Annotated in this window: 23 protein-coding genes; 13 read left to right on the forward strand and 10 right to left on the reverse strand. The window is 51.1% G+C overall.

What is annotated here, in order from left to right; all coding sequences use genetic code 11:
- Nucleotides 1-99 precede the first annotated feature (99 nt).
- Complete coding sequence (gene lysP, locus OGY71_RS13780) at nt 100-1,569, forward strand: lysine-specific permease (protein ID WP_003834517.1); 1,470 nt, start codon at nt 100-102, stop codon at nt 1,567-1,569.
- A 65-nt stretch (nt 1,570-1,634) separates the two neighbouring features.
- Here lysP and OGY71_RS13785 read toward each other — a convergent pair whose 3' ends face one another.
- The 3 genes from OGY71_RS13785 to serB all read right to left on the reverse strand — a co-directional run bounded on the left by OGY71_RS13785 (nt 1,635) and on the right by serB (nt 6,196).
- Complete coding sequence (locus OGY71_RS13785) at nt 1,635-3,620, reverse strand: ligand-gated channel protein (protein WP_003834514.1); 1,986 nt, start codon at nt 3,618-3,620, stop codon at nt 1,635-1,637.
- A gap of 334 nt (nt 3,621-3,954) precedes the next feature.
- Nucleotides 3,955-5,277, reverse strand: coding sequence for an MFS transporter (locus OGY71_RS13790; RefSeq protein WP_286613412.1), 1,323 nt, complete (start codon nt 5,275-5,277; stop codon nt 3,955-3,957).
- A 31-nt stretch (nt 5,278-5,308) separates the two neighbouring features.
- A complete protein-coding gene (serB, locus tag OGY71_RS13795; protein WP_286613413.1) occupies nt 5,309-6,196 on the reverse strand; it encodes a phosphoserine phosphatase SerB in 888 nt (295 codons plus the stop codon).
- Between the two features lie 216 nt (nt 6,197-6,412).
- Here serB and OGY71_RS13800 point away from each other — a divergent pair, with 216 nt between their 5' ends.
- Nucleotides 6,413-7,783, forward strand: a complete 1,371-nt coding sequence (locus tag OGY71_RS13800) for an L-serine ammonia-lyase (protein WP_286613414.1) — start codon at nt 6,413-6,415, stop codon at nt 7,781-7,783.
- Complete coding sequence (locus OGY71_RS13805) at nt 7,773-8,162, forward strand: helix-turn-helix domain-containing protein (RefSeq protein ID WP_087878893.1); 390 nt, start codon at nt 7,773-7,775, stop codon at nt 8,160-8,162. Before OGY71_RS13800 ends, OGY71_RS13805 begins: the two co-directional genes overlap by 11 nt.
- On the opposite strand, the gene fghA is transcribed toward OGY71_RS13805, so the two are convergent.
- Nucleotides 8,163-8,999 carry an S-formylglutathione hydrolase gene (gene fghA / locus OGY71_RS13810; protein ID WP_003834512.1) on the reverse strand — a complete coding sequence of 279 codons (837 nt, stop codon included), beginning with the start codon at nt 8,997-8,999 and terminating at the stop codon, nt 8,163-8,165. It abuts the gene before it with no gap.
- Nucleotides 9,000-9,321: 322 nt separating this feature from the next.
- On the opposite strand from fghA, the gene folE reads away from it, so the two are divergent.
- The 6 genes from folE (at nt 9,322) to mglC (ending at nt 16,242) form a co-directional block, all read left to right on the forward strand.
- A complete protein-coding gene (folE, locus tag OGY71_RS13815; RefSeq protein WP_003027410.1) occupies nt 9,322-9,990 on the forward strand; it encodes a GTP cyclohydrolase I FolE in 669 nt (222 codons plus the stop codon).
- A gap of 14 nt (nt 9,991-10,004) precedes the next feature.
- Nucleotides 10,005-11,162 carry a DUF418 domain-containing protein YeiB gene (yeiB, locus tag OGY71_RS13820; RefSeq protein WP_063940519.1) on the forward strand — a complete coding sequence of 386 codons (1,158 nt, stop codon included), beginning with the start codon at nt 10,005-10,007 and terminating at the stop codon, nt 11,160-11,162.
- A gap of 144 nt (nt 11,163-11,306) precedes the next feature.
- Nucleotides 11,307-12,332 (forward strand): HTH-type transcriptional regulator GalS, encoded by a 1,026-nt coding sequence (gene galS / locus OGY71_RS13825; RefSeq protein WP_032943995.1) that lies wholly within the window; start codon nt 11,307-11,309, stop codon nt 12,330-12,332.
- Nucleotides 12,333-12,625: 293 nt separating this feature from the next.
- The gene (gene mglB, locus OGY71_RS13830; protein WP_125112596.1) at nt 12,626-13,624 is read left to right on the forward strand and encodes a galactose/glucose ABC transporter substrate-binding protein MglB; all 999 of its coding nucleotides are present in this window, start codon (nt 12,626-12,628) and stop codon (nt 13,622-13,624) included.
- Nucleotides 13,625-13,695: 71 nt separating this feature from the next.
- Nucleotides 13,696-15,216: a galactose/methyl galactoside ABC transporter ATP-binding protein MglA gene (mglA, locus tag OGY71_RS13835; protein WP_003027396.1), complete on the forward strand. Its 1,521-nt coding sequence runs from the start codon at nt 13,696-13,698 to the stop codon at nt 15,214-15,216.
- Nucleotides 15,217-15,231: 15 nt separating this feature from the next.
- A complete protein-coding gene (gene mglC / locus OGY71_RS13840) occupies nt 15,232-16,242 on the forward strand; it encodes a galactose/methyl galactoside ABC transporter permease MglC (protein ID WP_003027393.1) in 1,011 nt (336 codons plus the stop codon).
- A gap of 51 nt (nt 16,243-16,293) precedes the next feature.
- Here mglC and OGY71_RS13845 read toward each other — a convergent pair whose 3' ends face one another.
- The 6 genes from OGY71_RS13845 to OGY71_RS13870 all read right to left on the reverse strand — a co-directional run bounded on the left by OGY71_RS13845 (nt 16,294) and on the right by OGY71_RS13870 (nt 20,588).
- Nucleotides 16,294-16,533, reverse strand: a complete 240-nt coding sequence (locus OGY71_RS13845) for a DUF2542 family protein (RefSeq protein WP_003834502.1) — start codon at nt 16,531-16,533, stop codon at nt 16,294-16,296.
- A gap of 2 nt (nt 16,534-16,535) precedes the next feature.
- Nucleotides 16,536-17,255, reverse strand: a complete 720-nt coding sequence (sanA, locus tag OGY71_RS13850) for an outer membrane permeability protein SanA (RefSeq protein WP_003027383.1) — start codon at nt 17,253-17,255, stop codon at nt 16,536-16,538.
- A 163-nt stretch (nt 17,256-17,418) separates the two neighbouring features.
- Nucleotides 17,419-18,303 carry a cytidine deaminase gene (gene cdd, locus OGY71_RS13855; RefSeq protein ID WP_003834500.1) on the reverse strand — a complete coding sequence of 295 codons (885 nt, stop codon included), beginning with the start codon at nt 18,301-18,303 and terminating at the stop codon, nt 17,419-17,421.
- A 148-nt stretch (nt 18,304-18,451) separates the two neighbouring features.
- Nucleotides 18,452-19,147, reverse strand: a complete 696-nt coding sequence (locus OGY71_RS13860; protein ID WP_003027380.1) for a CidB/LrgB family autolysis modulator — start codon at nt 19,145-19,147, stop codon at nt 18,452-18,454.
- A complete protein-coding gene (locus tag OGY71_RS13865; protein ID WP_003834497.1) occupies nt 19,144-19,548 on the reverse strand; it encodes a CidA/LrgA family protein in 405 nt (134 codons plus the stop codon). Before OGY71_RS13865 ends, OGY71_RS13860 begins: the two co-directional genes overlap by 4 nt.
- 131 nt (nt 19,549-19,679) lie before the next feature.
- Entirely contained in the window at nt 19,680-20,588 is a 909-nt protein-coding gene (locus tag OGY71_RS13870) for a LysR substrate-binding domain-containing protein (RefSeq protein ID WP_286613415.1), read from the reverse strand.
- A gap of 126 nt (nt 20,589-20,714) precedes the next feature.
- Between OGY71_RS13870 and mhbT the strand changes: the two genes are divergently transcribed.
- Genes mhbT through maiA form a run of 4 tightly spaced genes read left to right on the forward strand, consistent with a single transcriptional unit; the run spans nt 20,715 to nt 24,492 of the window.
- Entirely contained in the window at nt 20,715-22,073 is a 1,359-nt protein-coding gene (gene mhbT, locus OGY71_RS13875) for a 3-hydroxybenzoate transporter MhbT (RefSeq protein ID WP_286613416.1), read from the forward strand.
- A gap of 11 nt (nt 22,074-22,084) precedes the next feature.
- Nucleotides 22,085-23,122 carry a gentisate 1,2-dioxygenase gene (gtdA, locus tag OGY71_RS13880; protein ID WP_206159683.1) on the forward strand — a complete coding sequence of 346 codons (1,038 nt, stop codon included), beginning with the start codon at nt 22,085-22,087 and terminating at the stop codon, nt 23,120-23,122.
- A gap of 15 nt (nt 23,123-23,137) precedes the next feature.
- The gene (locus OGY71_RS13885) at nt 23,138-23,839 is read left to right on the forward strand and encodes a fumarylacetoacetate hydrolase family protein (protein ID WP_063940516.1); all 702 of its coding nucleotides are present in this window, start codon (nt 23,138-23,140) and stop codon (nt 23,837-23,839) included.
- A gap of 8 nt (nt 23,840-23,847) precedes the next feature.
- Entirely contained in the window at nt 23,848-24,492 is a 645-nt protein-coding gene (gene maiA / locus OGY71_RS13890; protein ID WP_286613417.1) for a maleylacetoacetate isomerase, read from the forward strand.
- The last annotated feature ends 2 nt before the right edge of the window (nt 24,493-24,494 follow it).

Consider the following 24,494-nt stretch of genomic DNA (forward strand, 5'->3'; position numbering starts at 1 on the left):
CAGTCATGAAGGTCTCTTATAACAGCGTATTTGTGCCGGAAGAATGCCATTTCGTCTGCTACAATCGCGCCTCATTTTTTGGATGGATAGCATTTTCACATGGTTTCCGAAACTAAAACCACAGAAGCGCCCACGCTACGTCGTGAACTGAAGGCGCGTCACCTGACGATGATTGCCATTGGAGGTTCCATCGGTACAGGTCTTTTCGTTGCATCTGGTGCAACTATTTCTGCAGCGGGTCCAGGTGGCGCGTTGTTCTCTTATATTCTGATCGGTCTGATGGTGTACTTCCTGATGACCAGCCTCGGTGAACTGGCTGCCTATATGCCGGTTTCCGGCTCGTTTTCCACCTACGGTCAGAACTACGTAGAAGAAGGCTTTGGCTTCGCGCTGGGCTGGAACTACTGGTACAACTGGGCGGTAACGATTGCCGTTGACCTGGTGGCCGCACAGCTGGTGATGAGCTGGTGGTTCCCGGACACGCCGGGCTGGATCTGGAGTGCGCTGTTCCTCGGCGTTATCTTCCTGCTGAACTACATTTCCGTTCGCGGGTTTGGTGAAGCGGAATATTGGTTCTCACTGATCAAAGTTACCACCGTCATTATCTTCATCGTGGTTGGCGTGATGATGATTTTCGGTATCTTCAAAGGCGCTCAGCCGGTGGGCTGGAGCAACTGGACGACCGGTGATGCACCGTTTGCCGGTGGTTTTGCTGCGATGATTGGCGTGGCGATGATAGTCGGCTTCTCCTTCCAGGGGACAGAGCTTATCGGTATCGCGGCTGGCGAATCTGAAGATCCTGAAAAGAACATTCCACGTGCGGTACGTCAGGTATTCTGGCGAATCCTGCTGTTCTATGTGTTCGCAATTTTGATTATCAGCCTGATCATTCCGTATACCGATCCAAGCCTGCTGCGTAACGATGTAAAAGACATCAGCGTTAGCCCGTTCACGCTGGTATTCCAGCATGCGGGTCTGCTGTCTGCGGCAGCGGTGATGAACGCAGTTATCCTGACGGCGGTGCTGTCCGCAGGTAACTCCGGGATGTACGCCTCCACGCGTATGCTTTACACCCTGGCATGTGACGGTAAAGCGCCGCGTATTTTCGGCAAACTGTCTCGTGGCGGCGTACCGCGTAACGCGCTGTATGCGACCACCGTGGTGGCGGGGCTGTGCTTCCTGACTTCAATGTTTGGCAACCAGACCGTGTACCTGTGGCTGCTGAATACTTCCGGGATGACGGGCTTTATCGCCTGGCTGGGGATTGCTATTAGCCACTATCGCTTCCGTCGCGGTTATGTGCTGCAGGGGCACGATGTGAAGGATCTGCCGTACCGTTCTGGCTTCTTCCCGCTGGGTCCGATCTTCGCCTTTGTGCTGTGCCTGATTATCACCCTGGGTCAGAACTACGAAGCGTTCCTGAAAGACAGCATTGACTGGGGCGGTGTGATGGCGACCTATATCGGTATCCCGCTGTTCCTGATTATCTGGTTTGGCTATAAGCTGACCAAAGGAACCCGTTTTGTTCGCTACAGCGAAATGAAATTCCCGGGCCGCGTAAAGAAGTAACAGTATAAAAAAGCATAACAAAAACCCCGGCATGATGAGTGCCGGGGTTTTTTATTGCGCCTAACTTAGAAGCTGTAAGTCATGCCAACCGTGTAACGACGTCCATCAAGGACGGTGTCGTAGGTATCGTAATCGATTTGTTTATCCAGCACGTTATACACGCCAGCGGTCATCAACAGATCCTTGGTAGCATAGTAACGTAAACCAACGTCGACCTGAGTATAGGACGGGGTGCCCTGTGCCATGGAGGTACGGCTCAGGTATTCAGACGTTTTCCCGCGCAGATTCAGACGGCTCCAGAAACCGAGATCCTGCGTAGCCTGCCAGTCCAGTGTCGTGTTAAACATATGCTTCGGCATTTTGTTCAACGGTTGGCCTGAGAACTGACCGCTTTTCTGCTCAGATTCTGTGTAGGTGTAGTTCGCGGTCCAGTTGACGTCAGAGGTTATTTTCCAGCCGAAGGTGGATTCTACGCCGCGCATATTGGCTTTATCGACGTTAACGCGATCGCTGACGAAGTCATAATGGGTGCCGCCGATGGTGCAGGCCGGATCGGAACTGCTGTTACAACGGCGAACTTCGGTGATTTTGTTTTTAAAGTCGGTATTGAACAACGTAACGCCTGCGTTGAGGTCGTTGCCGTTATCCCACAGTAAACCGATCTCTTCGCTGAGGCTTTTCTCCGGCTTCAGATCCGGGTTGCCGACAATGATTCCGTTCAGACGACCGCCGCCGGTGACCTGTCCCCAACTGGCAGAAGACTGGCGCAGATCCGGTGCGCGATAGCCCGCGGAAACGCCGCCTTTTAAGGTCCACTGATCGCTCAGATGCCATACGCCATAGCCGCGCGGCGTCCAGTTGTCACCGTAGTTTTCATCCTTATCCATACGCAGACCGCCGGTCAGCGTGAAGGTATCGGTAACGGCCCATTCATCTTCAGCAAACAGCGCCCAGCTCCAGCGAGTCAGTTTGTTCAGTCCATCAGCCGCTTGCAGCTGGTTGCCATTATCGCGCAGTTTTTCATAACGGTATTGCCCGCCCAACGTCAGGGTGTGCGCCCCAAGGAATACCTGGTTCTGGTTATTGAAAATCGTGTTGTAGGATTTCATCTGGCGACCGGGGTTGTCGGTCTCTTCCTGCTGGACATAGCTGGTGGAGTTGAAGTCGTCGTAATAACCGCTGTGGGTTATTGAGTACGTGGTGTGCACATACTTGTTTTCGCTTTTACTGTTGGGCTTACAGCTTCCGTTGCGGCAGTTTTCCTCGGCCATGGATTTGCCCGGCGTACTGTCGCGATCCTGCAATTCACGTGCGTAATCGAAATCGATGTCGTTTTTATCATCTGGCGTAAAGTTCAGGGTTAATCCCCCGCTACGCATACGCTGTTCATTGTAGCCATTTACGATTTCATCTTCCGCGCGGTGGGAGAATAATCCGGTCACCTTCGCGCCAAGTAATCCGTCAATCAGTGGTCCAGACGCATAGGCGTTGGTCTGGTAAATATCGCCGGAGTCTCTGTCTTCCTGGAAAGTGGCATCGCCGTGCAAAGAGCCGGTCCAGGCTTTAGTATTCGACACTTTTTTGGTGATGACGTTAATGACGCCGCCCATCGCATCGGAGCCGTAGAGGGATGACATCGGGCCGCGGATTACCTCGATACGCTCGATGGATTCCAGCGGCGGCAGCCAACCTTGCTCAATACCTGAGTTGTCGCTGTTAGGACGTGTACCGCGGGTGCTGATGCGTTTACCGTTGACCAGGAAGAGCGTGTATTGCGAAGCCATACCGCGAATACTGATATCGCTACTGCTCCCCCCGCCAGTGACGACGACGCCAGGGACATCTTTTAGCGCATCGGTGACATCTCGATAGGCTTTGTCCTCAATCTGCTGCTTGGTAATAACAGATATTGAAGCCGGGGCATCCTGAATTTTCTGCTCGAAACCGGTAGCGGTAACGACCACGGTGTCTTGTTCAGCGGCATGGCCGAGTGATGGGAGGCAGGCGACGCATACTGCGGCAGCTACAGCCTTAACGTGAGGTATAGTCATTTGTATCATTCCATTTAAATGAATCAAACTGCGCGTCATGTGAAAGGCCATGACAATTGTATGTATTTGTCTTTTAAGGACTCTTTTCAGTAAAGAAGCGGGGGGATTGTACAAAAGTATGAATATTTGTAAACACAAATGATAATAGAAATCATTTGTGTTTGATATGGTTTGGGGTGAAATACTTTTTTAATCAATAAGATAGTGGGGGAAGAAAAAAGGAGAAAAAGTGAAGGAATGATGGAGAAATGAAGAGGGTGGGAATCTTGTTTGATGCTGGAAGAACCAGGCTGAAGGACAGCGGCAATTGCACCGCTGTCCTGTTATGGCTTACTTATAACCGATGGAATTTGGCGAGTAAGGCCAGTGACAAGGTGGTTAACAGGATAGCGATCACGGCATAGAGATAGACTCCAGACCACTCCCAACTGTTCTTCACTAATATCACCGGTACGCCCGCTAGCGCCGCACCAACATAGCTAAACAATCCTCGGAAGCCGGTTATCGATCCCGCCGCATCTTTGTGAGTGACGTCCAGACAACCTACGGCAAAAAGCATATGCGGGCCGTACAGGGCGAAACCCATAATGGTGAAGAGAATGGCCGTAATGGTATATGAAGTATCCTGAACCAGTGGGATTAAGGTAATACACACGCAGAGCATTAATGCGAATATTAATCCTGTCATCCAGCGGTTACTTTTGAACATAAAGTCCGATAAGTAACCTGCCAGTAAACCTCCGGCAAGTCCTCCGGCTTCAAACCACGAGATAATCGAGTTGGCTTTAATCAGGCTCCAGCCATGTACCTGAGAATAGTAAATTTGTGGCCAGTCGTTGAGGATGGTGCGGGCAATATAAACCGACATATCGCCAATGATAATAATCCACACCAACGGGTTAATTAGAATATATTTAACGAAAATCTGCCAAAAGGAGAGGTTAACCGGGCTGGCTTTAACCTGGGCTAGCTCTGTTGGATCCTTGCGCCATTCACCTACGTTAGGCAAACCTAAGGTCCCGGGACGGTCTTTAATTGTAAAGAGCGCAATGACCCCCATCAGCAAGGAGATCGCGCCCGGTACATAAAAACCCATTTTCCAGCTACCGCTCCAGACAATCGCGAAACTTGTCAGCAGTGGGGCGAGACTACCGCCAATATTATGCGCCGCTTCAACGACCGCCCACCAACGCCCGCGTTCATTCTTGGAAAACCAGGATGCCATGATTTTTGCCATTGGCGGAAAACTGGTGCCCTGGAGGATAGCATTGAGGCTGTACAACACATAAAACGCGGCAACGCTGTCGGAAAAACCAAACAGAATATTAACGATCCCCACGCCAATGAGCACCGGGCCGGTCATGGCTTTCGGATTGATTTTATCAACCAGCATACCGCCAACAAACTTCATTGAGCCATACAGGATATAAAACAGTGAAGACATGATGGCAAAATCTTCTGCGGTCAGAGCGGTATCTGACAGCATGGCCGGCATGGCGGCTGAGAAGTTTTTACGTGTTAAATAAAAGACGGCGTAAGAGATAAAAACCGAGCTAATAATCTCTATCCTGAATTTTTTGTAAGTATGGTCAATCTCTTTTTTTTCTTTTACAACCGGCTTATCAGCATGGCTGAATATAAATGATTTCAAGCTCATATGATCTTCCCTTCAGACAGTGCTCGTGGGGTTATAATCCATTTTCGATAAAGAACAAAAGCGACTCGAATCCGTGAAAGTTAATCTGATTGGTAATTAAATCCCTGACCGCGGGCTTTGCTTGCCAGGCAATACCTGTGCCAGCATACGTGAGCATGGGAATATCGTTGGCGCCATCACCGCAGGCGATAATGTTATGCTGATGTATCAGCAGAGAGTCGGCAAGTTCGGCCAATGTTTTTTTCTTATTTTCTGAGTTCATGATTGGCGTGGAAATATTATCAGTCAGCATGCCATCCCTGACTTCAACAGTATTGGAAAATACATAATCCAGCTGATATTTCTGTTGTAAGCGGTGGGTGAAAATATCCAGGCCGCCGGAAATAATTGCTGTTTTAAAACCTTTCTGCTTGAGGAATGGCAAAATGGTGGTGATGCCGGGAGAGGCCGTCATCCGATCGCATACGGCATTGATGACATCTATGTGCGCCCCTTTTAACATTCCGATGCGTCGGGTGAAACTGCTATTGAAATCCAGTTTTCCTTCCATCGCCTGCTGTGTCAGTTCCGTTATCCGATCGCTGATGCCTAGCGCGCGGGCTATCTCATCCACACCTTCTTCCTCGATAAACGTCGAGTCCATGTCAAAGGCGATGATTCCGTTCTTCGGGATCTTTTGTGGTTTAAGGAAAAAATCAAATTGCTTAGTGAACGATGTAGCCCTTAGTTTCTTGTATATGTCATCGGTGAATATTTCATCGGGTATTGATAATTTTAAATACGGTTTATTGAATGCGGCTATAGACAACTGTTCCAGTGCGCACGGAAATTGTTTGGTCTCGGTATTTAAAAACGTATTGTGCAGCCATGCCTGAAGTTTTTCAGTATCTTTTGCACTAATAAAATAAATAATTGCCATTTTGTCACTCCTGTAAACTGAGGTTATTGTAATAGTGGGGAGTGACGATTGAATCCAGCTTTATCACAGATGTGAATGTTAAAAAAAAGCTAAAATAGTATTGTTTTTTATACCAATAAATAAACAAAGTCTGAAAGGTATCGTTTTTGATATACACGTCACGGTCTGTTGCTACTGGCGGTATATTCTATTTTGACTAACAGGGATGGGTCTAAAATGGAAAGTTGTATTGATATTTTTAAAGTCGTCATTGGGCCTTCCAGTTCAAGAACAGTAGGGCCAATGCGTGCCGCGTTTAACTTCATTTCACAATTAAAGCTACAGGAGATCTTACCGCTAACGCGAGAGATCGAGGTTGAGCTATATGGCGCGCTTTCATTAAGCCGCAAGTGTCATAACGTTGATATCGCTCTTTATCTGGGGCTGTTGGGCAATCAGCCGGATGATGTTGAATTACGCCAACAGATGGATCTCATTAAACGTGCTGAACAGGACGGCACCCTGACGCTTTCTCCTTCAGTTACCGTGACGGTCGCGATTAAGCCGAATCAACAACCGCATTCTGGTCATCCCTACGCGATGACGTTTCGCGCCAGGGATGATTATTTTACCTTGTATGAAGAAACATGGTTTTCAACCGGCGCCGGCCAGGTTCGCAAACCCGGCGAGTCGGTGCCCGAGAGAACCGCGCAAAAAAACGCATTTCCTTTTGCGTTTCAAACTGCCGCGCAGCTGCAGGCGCAGTGTCAGCGTAATGGATTATCCGTTGCGGCGTTAATGATGAAAAATGAGTTACAGATGCATTCTCAGGCGGCGTTGCACGACTATTTCGCGCATGTTTGGGCGATAATGCAGCAGGCAGTCCATCGTGGTCTGCATACTGAAGGACTACTGCCTGGCTCGTATCAGGTTCCGCGCAGGGCCTGCTCGCTCTATAAATTACTGGTAATGAAACCCTCTGCTAACGACTTTCTCACCAACCTCAACTGGGTAAATGCGTTTGCGATTGCCGTCAGCGAGGAAAACGCCGCTGGAGGGCGAGTGGTGACCGCGCCGACCAATGGTGCCTGCGGTATCATCCCAGCGGTCCTCAGTTGGTACGATAAGTTTGTCTGTAAGCTGGATAGCGCATCGGTTATCCGCTTTTTCCTCACTGCTGGCGCCATTGCGCTACTGTTCAAACAAAACGCGTCTATCTTAGGTTCTGAAGTCGGGTGTCAGGGAGAAATCGGTGTGGCCAGTTCGATGGCCGCGGCCGGATTAGCGGAACTGATGGGAGCGTCAGTTGCTCAGGTGTTGAATGCTGCAGAAATCACCATGGAGCACCATCTCGGGCTGACCTGCGATCCGGTTGGCGGGCAGGTACAAATTCCCTGTGTCGAACGAAACGCGATTTCGGCCGTAAAAGCGATTAATGCCGCAACGATGGCGATGAGCCGTGTCAGCGAGCCATGTGTTTCGCTCGATGAGGTGATTGCAGCCATGTATGAAACGGGTAAAGACATGAGTGCGAAGTACCGTGAAACGTATCACGGCTGCCTTGGGAAAATTCAGCCAAAGAATCGGGGAGGGCGGCATGAAATATAACACCATGAATAATGATGAAATCATCTTGTCATTATGCGCTCGCATCAGAGAAACGCGGATTTCTCTGGCGCTAACGCAGCAGCAGCTTGCTGACCGCGCACAGGTGGGCATTGCGACCATTAAACGCATTGAGAAAGGCGGCGGCCTCAATCTGGACACGCTTATCTCCCTGCTGCGGGCACTGAATAAGTTGCACCATCTGGATGCAATCTTATTCGAGTCTGAAGTGCGTAATTTTAACGAAGGTCATGAAGGCGGTGAGAGCGTGGGGCGATTACAGGTACGCCAACAGGCGGCCGATCTAAATCGTAAAGCATCCGCGCCGCAATCAGAAGAGATGAGCTACAGCGCGGCAATAGAAAACACTCTTTACTGGTGATTACTTCAGCAAATACTGGGCGTGGAAGCGCAGGTGATCCTCAATAAACGACGCAATAAAGTAATAGCTATGGTCGTAACCAGGCTGGATGCGTAGCGTCATTGGCCAAGCGGTCTGACGGGCAGTTTCGGCTAGTACCGCGGGCTGCAACTGATCGGCAAGAAACTGATCGCTGTCTCCCTGATCGATTAGCGTCGGGATCGCGTCTGCGGGTTTGCTGGCCAGCATCAACGCGCAGCTATCCCACTCTGCCCACTGTGTTTTATCTTCGCCCAGATAAGCACTAAAAGCCTTCTCACCCCACGGAACACGACAAGGGTTTACGATCGGCGCAAAGGCGGAAACGCTGGTGTATCTCCCGGGATTTTTCAGCGCCATAATCAATGCGCCGTGGCCGCCCATGGAGTGTCCGCTGATGGCGCAGCGATCGCTGACGTTAAACTGCGACTGAATCAGTGCCGGAAGCTCATCACGCAGATAGTCATACATACGAAAATGCGTTGCCCACGGCTGCTGGGTGGCATTGAGGTAAAATCCTGCCCCTTGACCTAAATCGTAGCCATCATCGTTGGCAACCTGCTCGCCGCGCGGGCTGGTGTCCGGCATCACGAGAACAATACCCAGCTCAGCTGCAATGCGCTGCGCGCCTGCTTTGGTGGTGAAGTTTTCATCATTGCAGGTCAGGCCCGACAGCCAGTACAGCACCGGAGGCGGAGCGTTATCGCGGGGTGGTGGAAGAAAAATACTGAAGGTCATGGCGCAATTTAACGTGGTGGAGTCGTGACGCCAGCGTTGCTGCCAGCCTTCAAAACAGCGGTGCTCTTCAAGCATTTCCATGCGTGGCTCCTTGTTGTGTTGAACCTGAATGTGTTTGCGAACTCATCATAATACAGATTATTCATAGCACTGTGAGTAACTTTCACTTCCGCATTGAGCAAACATACTTCATCATCTATATAACTTTACATTAACACTCGACGTCACCGGGCTGAAAGACAAGTGAAATCAGCGACGCTGAAAGGCTGTGCCAATTTCAATAATTATCACGGTGAATACTGGATTATGTGCGCCGCCTCACGCACAATGTTCTGGCTGTGACACAGCCTAAAAACTTTGCCCCATGCAGGGCAGAGGCGCCCCACCTGCAGGAGAAGAAGAAATGTCATCACTCAGTAAAGAAGCGGCACTGGTTCATGAAGCGCTGGTTGCGCGTGGTCTCGAAACCCCGCTGCGCCCACCTGTGCAAGAGATGGATAACGAAACACGCAAACGTCTTATCTCTGGCCATATGACCGAGATTATGCAATTGCTCAATCTCGATTTGAGCGATGACAGTCTGATGGAAACTCCGCATCGCATTGCGAAAATGTATGTCGATGAGATTTTCTCTGGTCTCGATTACGCCAACTTCCCGAAAATCACCGTCATTGAAAACAAAATGAAGGTGGACGAGATGGTCACGGTCCGCGATATCACGCTGACCAGCACCTGCGAACACCACTTTGTCACTATCGATGGCAAAGCGACGGTGGCGTATATTCCGAAAGATTCGGTCATTGGTCTGTCGAAGATTAACCGCATTGTGCAGTTCTTTGCACAGCGTCCGCAGGTACAGGAACGTCTGACCCAGCAAATTCTCACCGCGCTGCAAACGCTGCTCGGGACGAATAATGTGGCGGTATCGATTGATGCGGTGCATTACTGTGTGAAAGCGCGCGGCATTCGCGATGCGACCAGTGCGACCACCACCACTTCTCTTGGCGGATTGTTTAAGTCCAGCCAGAACACGCGTCAGGAATTCCTGCGCGCAGTACGTCATCACAACTGATTAGGGCAGGAACCATGGAGCGTAATGTCACGCTGGATTTTATTCGTGGCGTTGCCATTCTTGGTATCCTGCTTCTCAATATTAGCGCCTTTGGCCTGCCGAAGGCGGCATACCTCAATCCCGCCTGGTATGGCGACATTACCTTATCTGACGCCTGGACCTGGGCGCTGCTCGATCTCTTTGCGCAGGTAAAATTCCTTACCCTGTTTGCTCTGCTGTTTGGTGCTGGTCTGCAAATGCTGCTCCCGCGTGGTAAACGCTGGATCCAGTCGCGGCTTACGTTGCTGGTGCTATTGGGATTCATTCACGGTTTACTCTTCTGGGATGGCGATATCCTGCTGGCATATGGCTTGATCGGCCTGATTTGCTGGCGGCTGATCCGGGATGCGCCGTCGGTGAAAAGCTTGTTTAACACCGGCGTGGTGCTTTATTTGGCGGGCGTTGGTGTATTGCTGCTGTTGGGTGTGATCTCCGGGAGCGAAACCAGCCGGGCCTGGACGCCGGATGCTTCAGCGTTGCTGTATGAAAAATACTGGAAAGTGAACGGCGGAATGGAAGCAATCAGTAATCGCGTGGATATGATGTCCAATAGCTTGCTGGCGTTAGGTGCGCAATATGGCTGGCAACTGGCGGGGATGATGCTGCTCGGCGCGGCATTAATGCGTAGCGGCTGGCTAAAAGGGCAGTACAGTTTGCAGCATTATCGACGCACTGGCGTTCTGCTGGTTATTATCGGCATGGCGATTAACCTGCCTGCTATCATCGCCCAGTGGCAACTGGACTGGGCCTACCGCTGGTGTGCCTTCCTGTTGCAAGCTCCGCGAGAACTGGGGGCGCCGTTGCAGACCATTGGTTATGCCGCGCTGATGTTTGGTTTCTGGCCACAGCTTAGTCGCTTAAAATGGGTCATTGCCGTCGCCTGTGTGGGTCGCATGGCATTAACCAACTATCTGTTACAGACCTTAATCTGCACCACGTTGTTTTATCAGGCCGGTTTATTTATGAAATTTGACCGGCTGGAGCTGCTGCTTTTCGTCATCCCGGTCTGGGCGATTAACTTACTTTTCTCTGTCATATGGCTGCGTTTCTACCGGCAGGGCCCGGTGGAATGGCTGTGGCGTCAATTAACCCTGCGTGCTTCGGGGACATCATTACCACGAACATCCAGATAACGATCTGGATCACATTCATTAACAAAATGGATGTAAGCGCTTTCATTCCTGTGACATCACTCACGCAGTCCGTTTCATTGTGCTGACAAAATACCCAGCCTGGGGTGTCTGCGGGCAGCCGCAATCTAAAACAGGGCAGTGAATATGGTAACCATTCGTGATGTGGCACGGCAGTCTGGCGTTTCTGTAGCGACCGTTTCCCGCGTACTGAACAACAGTGCGCTGGTGAGTCCCGATACGCGTGAAGCGGTAATGAAGGCAGTCACTCAGCTTGGCTATCGACCTAATGCCAACGCACAAGCGCTGGCGACGCAGGTAAGCGACACGATTGGTGTTGTCGTCATGGATGTATCAGATGCGTTTTTTGGCGCGCTGGTAAAAGCCGTGGATATGGTTGCTCAGCAGCATCAGAAGTATGTCCTGATTGGCAACAGCTACCATGAGGCGGAAAAAGAACGTCATGCCATTGAGGTGTTGATTCGCCAACGCTGTAACGCGCTGATTGTACACTCTAAAGCGCTGAGCGATCGGGAACTGGCCGAGTTTATGGATCAAATCCCCGGCATGGTACTGATCAACCGCCTTGTTCCTGGCTACGCCCACCGTTGCGTCTGCCTGGATAACATCAGCGGTGCCAAAATGGCTACCCGAATGCTGCTAAATAATGGTCATCAACGCATCGGTTATCTGGCATCAAGCCACCGCATTGAAGATGACGCCATGCGCAAAGAAGGGTGGTTAACTGCTCTGAAAGAGCAGGGGATTGTTGCGGCAGAAAGCTGGGTCGGCACCGGTTCGCCCGATATGCAGGGCGGAGAGTCCGCGATGGTGGAACTGCTGGGGCGTAACTTACAACTGACGGCGGTCTTCGCTTATAACGACAATATGGCAGCCGGCGCGCTGACCGCGCTAAAAGATAACGGCATCGCTATTCCATTACACCTTTCTATCATTGGCTTCGATGATATTCCCATCGCGCGTTACACCGATCCGCAGCTAACCACTGTGCGCTATCCCATTGCTTCAATGGCAAAAATGGCGACGGAGCTTGCGCTACAGGGGGCGGCTGGCACGTTGGATCCGCAGGCGTCGCATTGTTTTATGCCAACGCTGGTGCGTCGCCATTCAGTAGCGCTGCGGCAGAATGCGGCACCGATCACTAACTCATAACGTTGCGCGATGTAACCGCTTTCAATATGTGAGTAAATTCACAGTATATTAACAATGCGATAGCTATGATGACACTGTTTGTTGCGCTGTAACTACTATGTAACGGTGAATAATCACTTTCATCGAGGTATAGGTGCCTTAAGCAAAAATTAAAGCCTGTTTTTGGAGCGTTGCCAGACACGGAAGAAATATTTTTTAAAAGTGAGCTTCGGCGTTCAGTAACACTTCAGTAACGTTCTGCCTGCCGAGCATTTATCTCAAGTACTACCCTGCATAATAAAACCGGAGATACCATGAATAAGAAGGTGTTGACCCTGTCTGCTGTAATGGCAAGCATGTTATTAGGCGCGGCTGCGCACGCTGCTGATACCCGCATTGGTGTGACTATCTATAAGTATGACGATAACTTTATGTCTGTAGTACGTAAGGCTATTGAAAAAGATGCCAAAGCGGCACCAGATGTACAGCTGCTGATGAACGACTCGCAGAACGACCAGTCCAAACAAAACGATCAGATCGACGTGCTGCTGGCTAAAGGCGTTAAAGCACTGGCGATTAACCTGGTTGACCCGGCAGCTGCAGGCACGGTCATTGAAAAAGCACGCGGACAGAACGTACCGATCGTGTTCTTCAACAAAGAACCTTCTCGTAAAGCGCTGGACAGCTATGACAAAGCGTATTACGTCGGTACCGACTCTAAAGAGTCCGGCATTATTCAGGGTGATTTGATTGCCAAACACTGGGCAGCTAACCCGAACTGGGACCTGAACAAAGACGGCAAAATTCAGTTTGTTCTGCTGAAAGGCGAGCCGGGACACCCGGATGCTGAAGCGCGTACTACTTACGTGATTAAAGAGCTGAACGACAAGGGCATTAAAACTGAGCAGCTGCAGTTAGATACTGCAATGTGGGATACCGCTCAGGCGAAAGATAAGATGGATGCGTGGATGTCTGGTCCAAACGCGAACAAAATTGAAGTGGTTATCGCTAACAATGATGCGATGGCAATGGGTGCAGTTGAAGCGCTGAAAGCGCACAACAAAACCAGCGTACCGGTATTTGGTGTGGATGCGCTGCCTGAAGCGCTGGCTCTGGTGAAATCTGGCGCCATGGCCGGTACCGTCCTGAACGATGCCAACAACCAGGCGAAAGCCACCTTCGATCTGGCGAAAAACCTGGCTGACGGCAAAGGTGCGGCAGATGGCACTAACTGGAAAATTGAGAACAAGATTGTTCGCGTTCCGTACGTAGGTGTCGATAAAGATAATCTGGCAGAGTTCACCAACAAATAAATACTCCGTATGTGGGCGCAATTTCATTGCGCCCTTAATAATGCACTCTGCAAGGCCAACAAGGTATAATTATGGTCAGCACACATACTCAGTCGTCAGGCGAATACTTGTTGGAAATGACCGGCATCAACAAGTCCTTCCCCGGCGTTAAGGCGCTTGATAATGTCAATTTAAAAGTTCGCCCGCATTCTATTCACGCCCTAATGGGAGAGAATGGAGCGGGGAAATCAACATTATTGAAATGTCTTTTCGGCATCTATCAAAAAGATTCCGGCAGTATTTTATTTCAGGGTAAAGAAATCGATTTTCACTCTGCTAAAGAAGCGCTTGAAAATGGTATTTCGATGGTACACCAGGAATTAAACCTGGTATTACAACGTTCTGTGATGGACAACATGTGGCTGGGACGCTATCCCACCAAAGGCATGTTTGTCGATCAGGAAAAAATGTACCGCGATACCAAAGCGATATTTGATGAACTGGATATTGATATCGATCCGCGTGCGCGCGTCGGTACATTATCCGTTTCACAAATGCAGATGATTGAAATTGCGAAAGCATTCTCCTATGACGCCAAAATCGTCATCATGGATGAACCAACTTCATCGTTAACTGAAAAAGAAGTTAACCATCTGTTCACCATCATCCGTAAGCTGAAAGAGCGTGGATGCGGTATTGTTTATATCTCTCACAAAATGGAAGAAATCTTCCAGCTGTGCGATGAAATTACCGTACTACGCGACGGTCAGTGGATTGCGACCCAGCCGCTGGAAGGGCTGGATATGGATAAGATCATCGCCATGATGGTCGGACGTTCACTGAACCAACGTTTTCCGGATAAAGAAAACAAACCTGGTGAAGTTATTCTGCAAGTGCGTAACCTGACCTCGCTGCGCCAGCCGTCGATTCGTGATATCTCGTTTGATTTGCACAAAGGGGAGATTCTTGGGATTGCAGGTCTGGTAGGCGCAAAACGCACGGATATCGTTGAAACGCTTTTTGGTATTCGTGAGAAATCATCAGGTACGATTACGCTACACGGCAAAAAAATTAATAACCACAGTGCAAATGAAGCCATCAACCATGGTTTTGCACTGGTCACGGAAGAGCGCCGCTCAACCGGTATTTATGCATATCTGGACATTGGTTTTAACTCGTTAATCTCCAATATCCAAAACTATAAAAACAAAGTTGGTCTGTTGGATAATTCCCGCATGAAGAGTGATACCCAGTGGGTAATTGACTCCATGAGGGTAAAAACACCGGGTCATCGTACGCAAATCGGTTCACTTTCTGGCGGTAATCAGCAAAAGGTGGTTATTGGTCGTTGGTTATTAACCCAGCCAGAAATTCTGATGCTGGATGAACCGACGCGTGGAATCGATGTTGGCGCGAAATTTGAAATTTATCAGTTGATTGCCGAACTCGCGAAAAAGGATAAGGGGATTATTATTATTTCCTCTGAAATGCCGGAGCTGCTGGGTATTACCGATCGTATTCTGGTGATGAGCAATGGTCTCGTTGCTGGAATTGTTGACACTAAAACAACAACGCAAAACGAAATCCTCCGTCTTGCGTCTTTGCACCTTTAAGATTAGGGGCTCCTCATGAGTGCGTTAAATAAGAAAAGTTTTCTTACTTACCTGAAAGAAGGCGGAATTTACGTTGTTCTTTTGGTTTTGCTGGCGATTATTATTTTCCAGGATCCCACTTTCTTAAGCTTACTGAACCTGAGTAATATTCTCACGCAATCCTCGGTGCGTATTATTATCGCATTGGGTGTGGCTGGACTGATTGTTACCCAAGGGACCGACCTGTCGGCGGGGCGTCAGGTTGGCCTGGCGGCAGTGGTGGCGGCAACTCTGTTGCAGTCGATGGAGAATGCCAACAAGGTATTCCCGGAAATGGCGACGATGCCAATCATTGTAGTGGTGCTGATTGTTTGCGTGATTGGCGCCATTATCGGTCTGGTGAACGGTATTATCATTGCTTATCTGAACGTAACACCGTTTATTACCACACTGGGTACGATGATTATCGTTTACGGGATCAACTCCCTGTACTACGACTTCGTCGGCGCATCGCCAATTTCTGGCTTTGACAGCGGATTCTCAACCTTTGCGCAGGGCTTTATTGCACTGGGCAGTTTCCGACTCTCCTACATCACTTTCTATGCGCTGATTGCGGTGGCTTTTGTGTGGGTGCTGTGGAACAAGACCCGCTTCGGTAAAAACATTTTCGCCATCGGCGGAAACCCGGAAGCTGCGAAAGTGTCCGGGGTAAACGTTGCGCTGAACCTGCTGATTATCTATGCGTTGTCTGGCGTGTTTTATGCCTTCGGCGGTTTGCTCGAAGCCGGGCGTATCGGCTCAGCGACCAACAACCTCGGCTTTATGTATGAGCTGGATGCGATTGCGGCGTGCGTGGTTGGCGGCGTGTCGTTCAGCGGCGGGGTAGGTACCGTGTTTGGCGTAGTGACCGGTGTGATTATCTTCACCGTCATCAACTACGGTTTGACCTACATCGGCGTGAACCCATACTGGCAGTATATTATCAAGGGCGGCATTATTATCTTCGCGGTCGCGCTGGACTCACTGAAGTACGCGCGTAAGAAGTAATCTGGGAAGAGAAAAATAAAACCGGTGCAGAGGCGTTCTGCATCGGTTTTTTTATTTGATAAAGAGTAACCAGATACCAGTGAACAGTGCACCAATGGCCATACCGAAATAAACGATGATATAGCTCCAGTAAGTGCTGGGTTCTTTAGCGCGAGAAATGATCATTGGCGTCTGCGAACCTTTCACTGTTTTCTCGACGATACCGGAACGTAGTCCCTTCAGGCCTTCTCTGCACGTCCAGAGAACAATCATCAGTACGCCAATAACGATAAAGATCGTTTTTCCTTCCATGCTTATTTTCCTTGTTTCTTTTGTAATTCGAGTAATTGTTCAGGCGTGACCGCCGGATACCCCTGCGCATCGTCCGGTACCTGATGCATAGTAGGGATGGGCACCAGTGGACCTAAAAAACGGGGCTCACGTTTGAAAATGTAGAGATCGGCGAGTGCGCCAAAACGGGCGCCAAATTCACGTACCCGCACGGTGAGCATATCTTTTGGCGAAGGTACGGCGTAGCACTGGGCCTGAATACCCATATGCAGCGCAATAAACAAGGCGCGCTCACAGTGGAATCGTTGAGTAATAATGATGAAATCGTTGGTATCAAAGACCTTGCGGGTACGCACGATGGAGTCGAGTGTCCGGAACCCTGCGTAATCAAGCACGATGTCAGCGGGATCGACGCCTGCGGCAATCAGATCCTTACGCATCGTCATGGGTTCGTTGTAGCTTTGCTGGGCATTATCGCCGCTTAACAGCAGATAGTTTACCTTCCCGCTGTTATAGGCGTTCAATGCGCCCTGAATGCGGTAACGGTAATATTGGTTGATGACGCCGGTGCGGTAATACTTCGCCGTGCCCAGAACCACACCTACCTGGCGGTAGGGTAAATCCTGCAGTTCGTCGTAAATGTAGGGAGCCGTCTTCCAGCTCATCCAGCGATCGAGTCCAAGCACAGTCAAAAGCAGCAAGCCTAGCAGGACTAACAGGCTGTAAAACACGCGCTTTAACATGCAGAAAACTCGTTATTTGGATGGAATTTCAATCAGGCTACTGTACCGGAAGACGTAGCGCAAGAAACAGCAGTCTGATTGAGGGGATTTTAGGCATTGCGCATAGTGCCGGATAGCGGTGTAAACACCTTATCCGGCCTACGAACTGGCGTTATTGAGTCGATTAACCCAGAAGTACGCGCTCTATATTGTCGCAGCCCAGTGCTTTCAGCGTGGCGGAGGTTGCATCCCACTGAATCAATGGCGCGTCGGCTTTTTCAGCAAGTACAGCACGTTGGATATCTGGATAATCATAACCGTTGAGATTCAACAGGTTTAACGCGCCCTGCAGCGGTGGCAGGGTCGGGTTAAAGGCGGCATTTTCAGCATAGCTGCCGCTAAAAATACGACCATCTTTACACTCCAGCGCCACGCCGCTTGGGGATTTGCTGTACGGCATATGGCATCTGTTGGCAGCGGTGATTGCCGCCTGAGTCAACGTATCGCCCTGCAGCGCGAAGCCGTGATCCTGATCGTCCATCAGCAGCGTTTTAATCTCCAGATCTTTCGGGCCGAAGGCATCTGGCAGGTAATCGCGCAGCACGTGTGGTGCACGTCCCGGCAGATGAATACGTAAATCCAGTCCGCTGTTCAGTTCGTTCATAAACTGGCGACAATGGCCGCACGGCGTGTAGTTGACGGTGATGGCAGCGAGCCCTTTTTCACCGCGCAGCCAGGCGTGGCTGATGGCGCTTTGCTCAGCATGAACGGTTTGCTGCATGGTCGCGCCCAGGAACTCCATGTTCCCACCGAAGTACCAGTTGCCGCTGATGCCGCGAGAAATTGCCCCAACGTTGAAGTTGGATAGCGGAGTACGTGCGCAGGCCGCAGCCAGCGGCAGCAGAGCGAATGCCAGCGCGTCTTCGTCCAGTCCCGATTCGCGTTTCAGCAAAGAGACCTGCTCAGCAGTCAGCATGGCGGGGAAATGTGCATCCGCCAGAACAGGGGCCAGGGCTGATTGCAAGTTATCCGCGAGTTGGGCAAAAGCAGTTTGAAAACGTGGATGCATGGCGATGCCTCATAACAATGTAATGGAATCGTAGTTTACGGGCCTGTTATGGCTTTATATGTGATCCAAATCTCATTGTGTATGCAACTTATGAAACTTAAATGAAAAATGTGCAACGCATCGCAAATAAATAGCTAAAAAATGAAGGTTAACCCACCACTGCCAGAATAATCGGGAACAGGAACGGGGCTACCAGCGAGGTAATAATGCCGCAAATGACCAGCGCCAGTGAGCTAAACGCACCTTCCTGATAGTCCAGTTCCGCACAGCGTGCGGTGCCCAGGGCGTGCGACGCGGTGCCCATTGCCAGCCCACGAGCGGCCTTGGTGCGAATACGCATCGCATTAAGCAACGTATGACCAAATACTGCCCCGAGAATGCCGACAAAAATGACGCAAACGGCACTGATAGCCGGAATACCGCCAATACTGCCACCCACGGCCATAGCGATAGGTGTAGTGACCGATTTTGGCATGATTGACGCGGCAATTTGCGGCGATGCGCCCATCAACAAGGCGATTGTTGTACCTGTAACCATCGCCACAACGCTGCCGGCAAAACAGATAGCAATGATTGATTTCCAGCGGGCGCGAATCTGGTGCAACTGTTCGTATAACGGATAGGCCAGCGCAACCACGGCAGGTTGCAGCAAATCGTTCAGCACTTCGCTGCCTTTGAAATAGTGATCATAGGGAATACCGGTCAGCAGCAGAATGGGAATAATTACCACCATGGCCACCAGCAGAGGGTTCAGCAAAGGCATTTTAAAGCGAGCTGCCAGCTTACGTGCGCCAAAAAATACCGCCAGCGTAAGAGGTAACGACCACCATATATACGACATCATTTTTTTGCTTTAGCCTCTTTTTGCCCAACGATTTTGCGCTCACCGTGCACAATGTGCGAGCTCCAGCTCACCACCAGGAAAACGACCAGCGTACTGATGGTACAAGACACCACCACCGGACCAAATTGTGCGCGGAGCAGGTCAAAGTACTGCATGATCCCCACGCCAATCGGGACAAACAACAGGGCCATATAACGAATCAGCACGTAGCAGCCAGGGTTAACCCATTTTGCCGGTAACACCTGCAAAGCCAGTAAGACAAATAGGATCAGCATGCCGATAATGCTGCCCGGAATGGTGATAGGGAGTAGCGATGCAAGAAAAATACCTGCATAGAGGCAGGCATAAATCAGGACGAATGCGCGCAAATATTGCCAGATAACGTTCAGTGCTTTGCTCATAGTTGAAACCCTTGACGAGACTCATTCATCATACAATTAAACTTAAAAACGTGCTACCGATCACATCATGAATTCTAAGCATAGAGGAAATAGATATCTGGAACATCGGGCGATGGCCCTAACTCTCCGCGCTAAACCTGTGCCAGATAATACAAAAAACGATTCAGGGCGGTAGTCGGCGTTTCGTTGTTGCGCCAGAATACGCCGACGCTGCCTTTTTGTTCAATCTTCGGCAGATTCAGGATAGCCAGCTGTCCCTGGGCGGCATACCTTTGTGCCAGACGCAAAGAAAGAATAGAGATCATGTCGCTACTTTGCAGCAGATTGGTGCTGACGTTGATCGATGCCGATTCAATGATGTTTTCCGGCAACATGACACCGTTATCAACCAGCGCGTTATCAATGCTTATCCGGATAGGGGTTCCTGTCGGCCAGACAATCCAGCGCCAGTTCGCCAGATCGTGCCAGGTGAGCAGGGGATATTTTGCCAGGGGATGATCGGGACGGGCGACGAAACAGACCGGCTCGGTATACAGCACCTGGTAATTGAGCGGCAACTGAAGCGCCCGGCCACCGACGCGACCGACGACGACATCCACCGAACCCGCGAGCAGATCGTGCAGCAGCGGGGTCATCACTTTCTCTTCAATATTAAGATGCAGGGTTGGTAACTCTTTAAGCAACCCCAGTATTGCCTGAGAAACACAGTCGGTCGCTACTGGCGAGCAGCCAATCTTCAGACTCCCTACAAGGCCGCCTTGCTTAAAACGGGCGATCTCATACTGCGAACGTTCCATATCATTGATTAGGCGTTGGGCATGCTGCAGTAGCAACTTGCCGCCTTCGGAAGGACGCAAGCCTTTACTGTGACGTTCAAAGAGCGTGATGCCAATCTCATCTTCGAGCTGTGATAACCATTTCGACAACGCGGGCTGGGTGATATTCATCATCCGGGCGACGTGCGTCAGATTTCCCTGTTCGCCCAGCGCGATAAGCGTTTGCAGGTGTTGCAACTTCAGTTTCTGCGCCCAGTTTGCCATTTGCTATAACCTCCAGGTTATGCCTCTGCATGAAAAGCCATTGTACATTTCATCTCCAAACATACAAAGTCGCAACATACCTAAAACAAAACAGACATCTACTCTACCTGCACTGAGGCATTCACTATGACTCAACAACGTGATCTACAAGCACTGATCGATTCCGCCCCCGTCGGTAAGACCCAGTGGCGCGTTATTATCTGCTGTTTTCTGGTTGTCATGCTTGACGGATTTGATACCGCGGCGATTGGTTTTATCGCACCCGATATTCGCACTCACTGGCAGCTGACTGCTGGCGATCTGGCACCGCTGTTTGGTGCAGGTCTGCTGGGGCTGACCGCTGGCGCGCTGCTCTGTGGCCCGCTGTCCGACCGTTTTGGCCGCAAACGAGTGATAGAACTCTGCGTGGCATTGTTCGGTGCGCTAAGTCTGATCTCGGCTTTTTCACCCGATCTACAAACGCTGGTTATTTTGCGCTTCCTGACCGGTTTAGGTCTGGGCGGCGCAATGCCAAATACCATCACCATGACGTCTGAATACCTGCCAGCGCGTCGGCGTGGGGCACTGGTCACCATGATGTTCTGCGGATTCACCTTGGGATCGGCAATGGGCGGCATCGTCAGCGCGCAGCTGGTGCCGGTGATTGGCTGGCACGGCATCCTGGTGCTGGGAGGCGTTCTACCGCTGATGCTGTTTGTGGCCCTGCTGTTTGCGCTACCGGAATCCCCACGCTGGCAGGTTCGTCGTCAGCTGCCGCAAAACGTGATTGCCAGAACCGTTAGCGCCATCACCTGGGAACGTTATGACAATACCCATTTTTATCTCAACGAGGGCGCCGCAATTGCTAAAGGCAGCATTCGCCAGCTGTTCGTCGGGCGACAGCTGCCCATTACCCTGATGCTATGGGTAGTGTTCTTTATGAGCTTGCTGATTATTTATCTGCTCTCCAGCTGGATGCCAACGCTGTTAAACCACCGTGGAATTGATCTGCAGCATGCCTCCTGGGTGACCGCTGCCTTCCAGATTGGCGGTACGCTTGGCGCGCTGGCGCTGGGCGTGCTGATGGATAAATACAATCCTTTCCGCGTGCTGGCCGTGAGCTATGCGCTGGGCGCGGTATGCATCGTCATGATTGGTCTGAGTGAGAACGGCCTGTGGCTGATGGCGCTGGCCATTTTTGGCACCGGCATTGGTATCAGCGGTTCTCAGGTTGGTCTTAATGCGTTAACCGCCACGCTTTATCCGACACAAAGCCGGGCGACGGGCGTCAGCTGGTCTAATGCGGTGGGACGCTGCGGCGCGATTGTCGGCTCGCTTTCCGGCGGCGTGATGATGGCGATGAATTTCTCATTCGATAACCTGTTTTTCATTATTGCCGTCCCGGCGGCCATCAGCGCGGTGATGCTTACGCTGCTGACGGTTGTTATCCGCCAGTCGGCCTCTGCCTCGAATACTCTGCCTCGCGCAGGTGTTGTGAATGAATAAGGAGAATCCCTATGTCTGAACTGAATCAGGATGTTAAGAACAGCCGTCAGCAGTTTTACCAGCATATTTCCGGGCAGAATCTGACCCCGCTGTGGGAGTCGCTGCATCGTCTGGTGCCGCCAACTCCGAACGCACATTGCGCGCCAGCGTACTGGAACTATCAGGAGATCCGTCCACTACTGTTAGAAAGTGGCAATCTGATTGGCGCGAAAGAGGCGATTCGTCGCGTGCTGGTGCTGGAAAACCCAATGCTGCGCGGACAGTCTTCAATCACCCCAACGCTGTACGCGGGATTGCAGTTAATTATGCCGGGCGAGGTTGCGCCGAGTCACCGCCACAACCAGTCTGCGCTGCGCTTTATTGTCGAAGGGAAAGGGGCATTTACCGCCGTGGATGGCGAGCGCACCCAGATGCATGAAGGCGATTTTATTCTGACGCCGCAGTGGCGCTGGCACGATCACGGCAATCCGGGCAGTGAACCGGTGGTGTGGCTGGACGGTCTGGACCTGCCGTTGGTGAACCTGCTGGGCTGTGGCTTTGCGGAAGACTACCCGGAAGATCAGCAGCCGGTCACGCGCAAGGAAGGGGATTATTTACCGCGCTACGCGGCCAATATGCTGCCGCTGCGTCATCAGAAAGGTAACTCATCGCCGATTTTTAACTATCGCTACGATCGCAGCCGTGAGGCACTGCATGACCTGACCCGCATGGGTGACGCCGATGAATGGGACGGTTACAAGATGCGTTACGTCAACCCGGTAACCGGCGGTTATCCCATGCCTTCAATGGGAACCTTCCTGCAACTGTTGCCGCAGGGCTTTTCCTCACGAATGGCGCGTACCACCGACAGCACTATCTACCACGTGGTGGAAGGAAGTGGGCAGGTCAGCATCGGCAATGAGACCTTCAACTTTTCGCCAAAAGATATCTTTGTGGTGCCGACCTGGCACGGCGTGTCGTTCCAGACCCGCGAAGATACCGTCTTATTCAGTTTTTCGGACAGACCGGTTCAGGAAGCGCTGGGGTTGTTCCGCGAAGCACGTTATTAATTTGGGAGAGAGAAAATGACGCAATACGTATTTGAACCACAAGCGCCTGTTACCGTTCCGGTTGTTGGCTGTGATGAACAATTTCCTGTGCGCCGAGTTTACTGTGTGGGCCGTAACTATGCCGCTCATGCCCGTGAAATGGGCTTTGATCCGGATCGCGAACCGCCGTTCTTTTTCTGTAAACCTGCCGATGCGGTAGTCCCGGTGGCGGCTGGTCAGACCCTCGAACTGCCGTACCCATCGCAAACCGATAACTATCACTATGAGATAGAGCTGGTGGTGGCGATTGGCAAAAAGGGCAGTGATATTCCGCTGGAAAAAGCGCACGAATATATCTGGGGCTATGCCACCGGTCTGGATATGACTCGCCGTGATCGGCAGATGGAGATGCGCCAGATGGGGCGTCCGTGGGAAATTGGCAAAGCGTTTGATCTCTCCGCGCCCATCGCGCCGCTGCATAAAGCCAGCGAAAGTGTGGATGTTAACCATGCGCCAATCTGGTTGCAGGTCAACGGCGACGATCATCAGCGTAGCGATATTCGCCACCTCATCTGGTCTGTGAATGAAACCATCAGCTATCTGTCTGGCTTCTTCGAACTGCAGCCGGGCGATCTGATCTACACCGGTACCCCTGAAGGCGTGGGGGCGGTAGTGAAAGGGGATGTGATCACCGGAAACGTAGACGGTTTAACCCCCATCGCCGTGAAGATTGTCTGAGGTGGATGATGAAGCTGTACAGTTTCTTTAATAGCTCGGCGTCATATCGGGTGCGCATTGCGCTGGCGCTGAAGGGGCTGGATTACCAGACGGTGGGCGTCAACATTCGCATTGGTCAGCAGAACGAACTGGCCTACCGACGGATGAACCCGGTGGGACTGGTGCCGACGCTGGTGACCGATGACGGAGAATCACTTGGGCAGTCGCTGGCAATAATTGACTGGCTGGATGGCCACTTTCCGCAAACGCCGCTGCTGCCAGCCCACTTCCCGGTGCGCAGTAAGGTGCTGGAAATTGTCTATGCCATCGCCTGTGATATCCACCCGGTGAATAACATGCGGGTACTGCGCTACCTGAGCGAAGAGTTAAAGGTCAGTGAAGAAGATAAAAAACGCTGGTATGCACACTGGATCCAGCAAGGGTTAAGCGCGGTGGAACAGATGCTGCGCCAGAGTCATTCGGGTAAGTTCTGCGTAGGTGATGCGCCGACGCTGGCGGATTGCTGTCTGATCCCACAGTGGGCGAATGCGTTACGTATGGGTTGCGATCTGAGCGGATATCCGCGCTGTAAGGCGGTATATGATGCCTGTACTCAGCTTCCGGCGTTTATCGCCGCCGCGCCCGAGAATCAACAAGATAAAATTCCAGCCTGATA

The organism is Citrobacter sp. Cpo109 (assembly GCF_030332565.1).
GTDB classification, from domain to species: domain Bacteria; phylum Pseudomonadota; class Gammaproteobacteria; order Enterobacterales; family Enterobacteriaceae; genus Citrobacter; species Citrobacter portucalensis.

What these genes read in the sequence shown, in the direction of transcription:
- mhbT (WP_286613416.1), top strand. Translation starts at nt 20,715, where the DNA reads ATGACTCAACAACGTGATCTACAAGCACTGATCGATTCCGCCCCCGTC.
- galS (WP_032943995.1), top strand. Translation starts at nt 11,307, where the DNA reads ATGGTAACCATTCGTGATGTGGCACGGCAGTCTGGCGTTTCTGTAGCG.
- gtdA (WP_206159683.1), top strand. Translation starts at nt 22,085, where the DNA reads ATGTCTGAACTGAATCAGGATGTTAAGAACAGCCGTCAGCAGTTTTAC.
- OGY71_RS13785 (WP_003834514.1), bottom strand. Translation starts at nt 3,620, where the DNA reads ATGACTATACCTCACGTTAAGGCTGTAGCTGCCGCAGTATGCGTCGCC.
- OGY71_RS13790 (WP_286613412.1), bottom strand. Translation starts at nt 5,277, where the DNA reads ATGAGCTTGAAATCATTTATATTCAGCCATGCTGATAAGCCGGTTGTA.
- mglA (WP_003027396.1), top strand. Translation starts at nt 13,696, where the DNA reads ATGGTCAGCACACATACTCAGTCGTCAGGCGAATACTTGTTGGAAATG.
- mglB (WP_125112596.1), top strand. Translation starts at nt 12,626, where the DNA reads ATGAATAAGAAGGTGTTGACCCTGTCTGCTGTAATGGCAAGCATGTTA.
- maiA (WP_286613417.1), top strand. Translation starts at nt 23,848, where the DNA reads ATGAAGCTGTACAGTTTCTTTAATAGCTCGGCGTCATATCGGGTGCGC.
- OGY71_RS13870 (WP_286613415.1), bottom strand. Translation starts at nt 20,588, where the DNA reads ATGGCAAACTGGGCGCAGAAACTGAAGTTGCAACACCTGCAAACGCTT.
- mglC (WP_003027393.1), top strand. Translation starts at nt 15,232, where the DNA reads ATGAGTGCGTTAAATAAGAAAAGTTTTCTTACTTACCTGAAAGAAGGC.
- OGY71_RS13805 (WP_087878893.1), top strand. Translation starts at nt 7,773, where the DNA reads ATGAAATATAACACCATGAATAATGATGAAATCATCTTGTCATTATGC.
- lysP (WP_003834517.1), top strand. Translation starts at nt 100, where the DNA reads ATGGTTTCCGAAACTAAAACCACAGAAGCGCCCACGCTACGTCGTGAA.
- fghA (WP_003834512.1), bottom strand. Translation starts at nt 8,999, where the DNA reads ATGGAAATGCTTGAAGAGCACCGCTGTTTTGAAGGCTGGCAGCAACGC.
- OGY71_RS13865 (WP_003834497.1), bottom strand. Translation starts at nt 19,548, where the DNA reads ATGAGCAAAGCACTGAACGTTATCTGGCAATATTTGCGCGCATTCGTC.
- sanA (WP_003027383.1), bottom strand. Translation starts at nt 17,255, where the DNA reads ATGTTAAAGCGCGTGTTTTACAGCCTGTTAGTCCTGCTAGGCTTGCTG.
- OGY71_RS13845 (WP_003834502.1), bottom strand. Translation starts at nt 16,533, where the DNA reads ATGGAAGGAAAAACGATCTTTATCGTTATTGGCGTACTGATGATTGTT.
- OGY71_RS13860 (WP_003027380.1), bottom strand. Translation starts at nt 19,147, where the DNA reads ATGATGTCGTATATATGGTGGTCGTTACCTCTTACGCTGGCGGTATTT.
- serB (WP_286613413.1), bottom strand. Translation starts at nt 6,196, where the DNA reads ATGGCAATTATTTATTTTATTAGTGCAAAAGATACTGAAAAACTTCAG.
- yeiB (WP_063940519.1), top strand. Translation starts at nt 10,005, where the DNA reads ATGGAGCGTAATGTCACGCTGGATTTTATTCGTGGCGTTGCCATTCTT.
- OGY71_RS13800 (WP_286613414.1), top strand. Translation starts at nt 6,413, where the DNA reads ATGGAAAGTTGTATTGATATTTTTAAAGTCGTCATTGGGCCTTCCAGT.
- folE (WP_003027410.1), top strand. Translation starts at nt 9,322, where the DNA reads ATGTCATCACTCAGTAAAGAAGCGGCACTGGTTCATGAAGCGCTGGTT.
- cdd (WP_003834500.1), bottom strand. Translation starts at nt 18,303, where the DNA reads ATGCATCCACGTTTTCAAACTGCTTTTGCCCAACTCGCGGATAACTTG.
- OGY71_RS13885 (WP_063940516.1), top strand. Translation starts at nt 23,138, where the DNA reads ATGACGCAATACGTATTTGAACCACAAGCGCCTGTTACCGTTCCGGTT.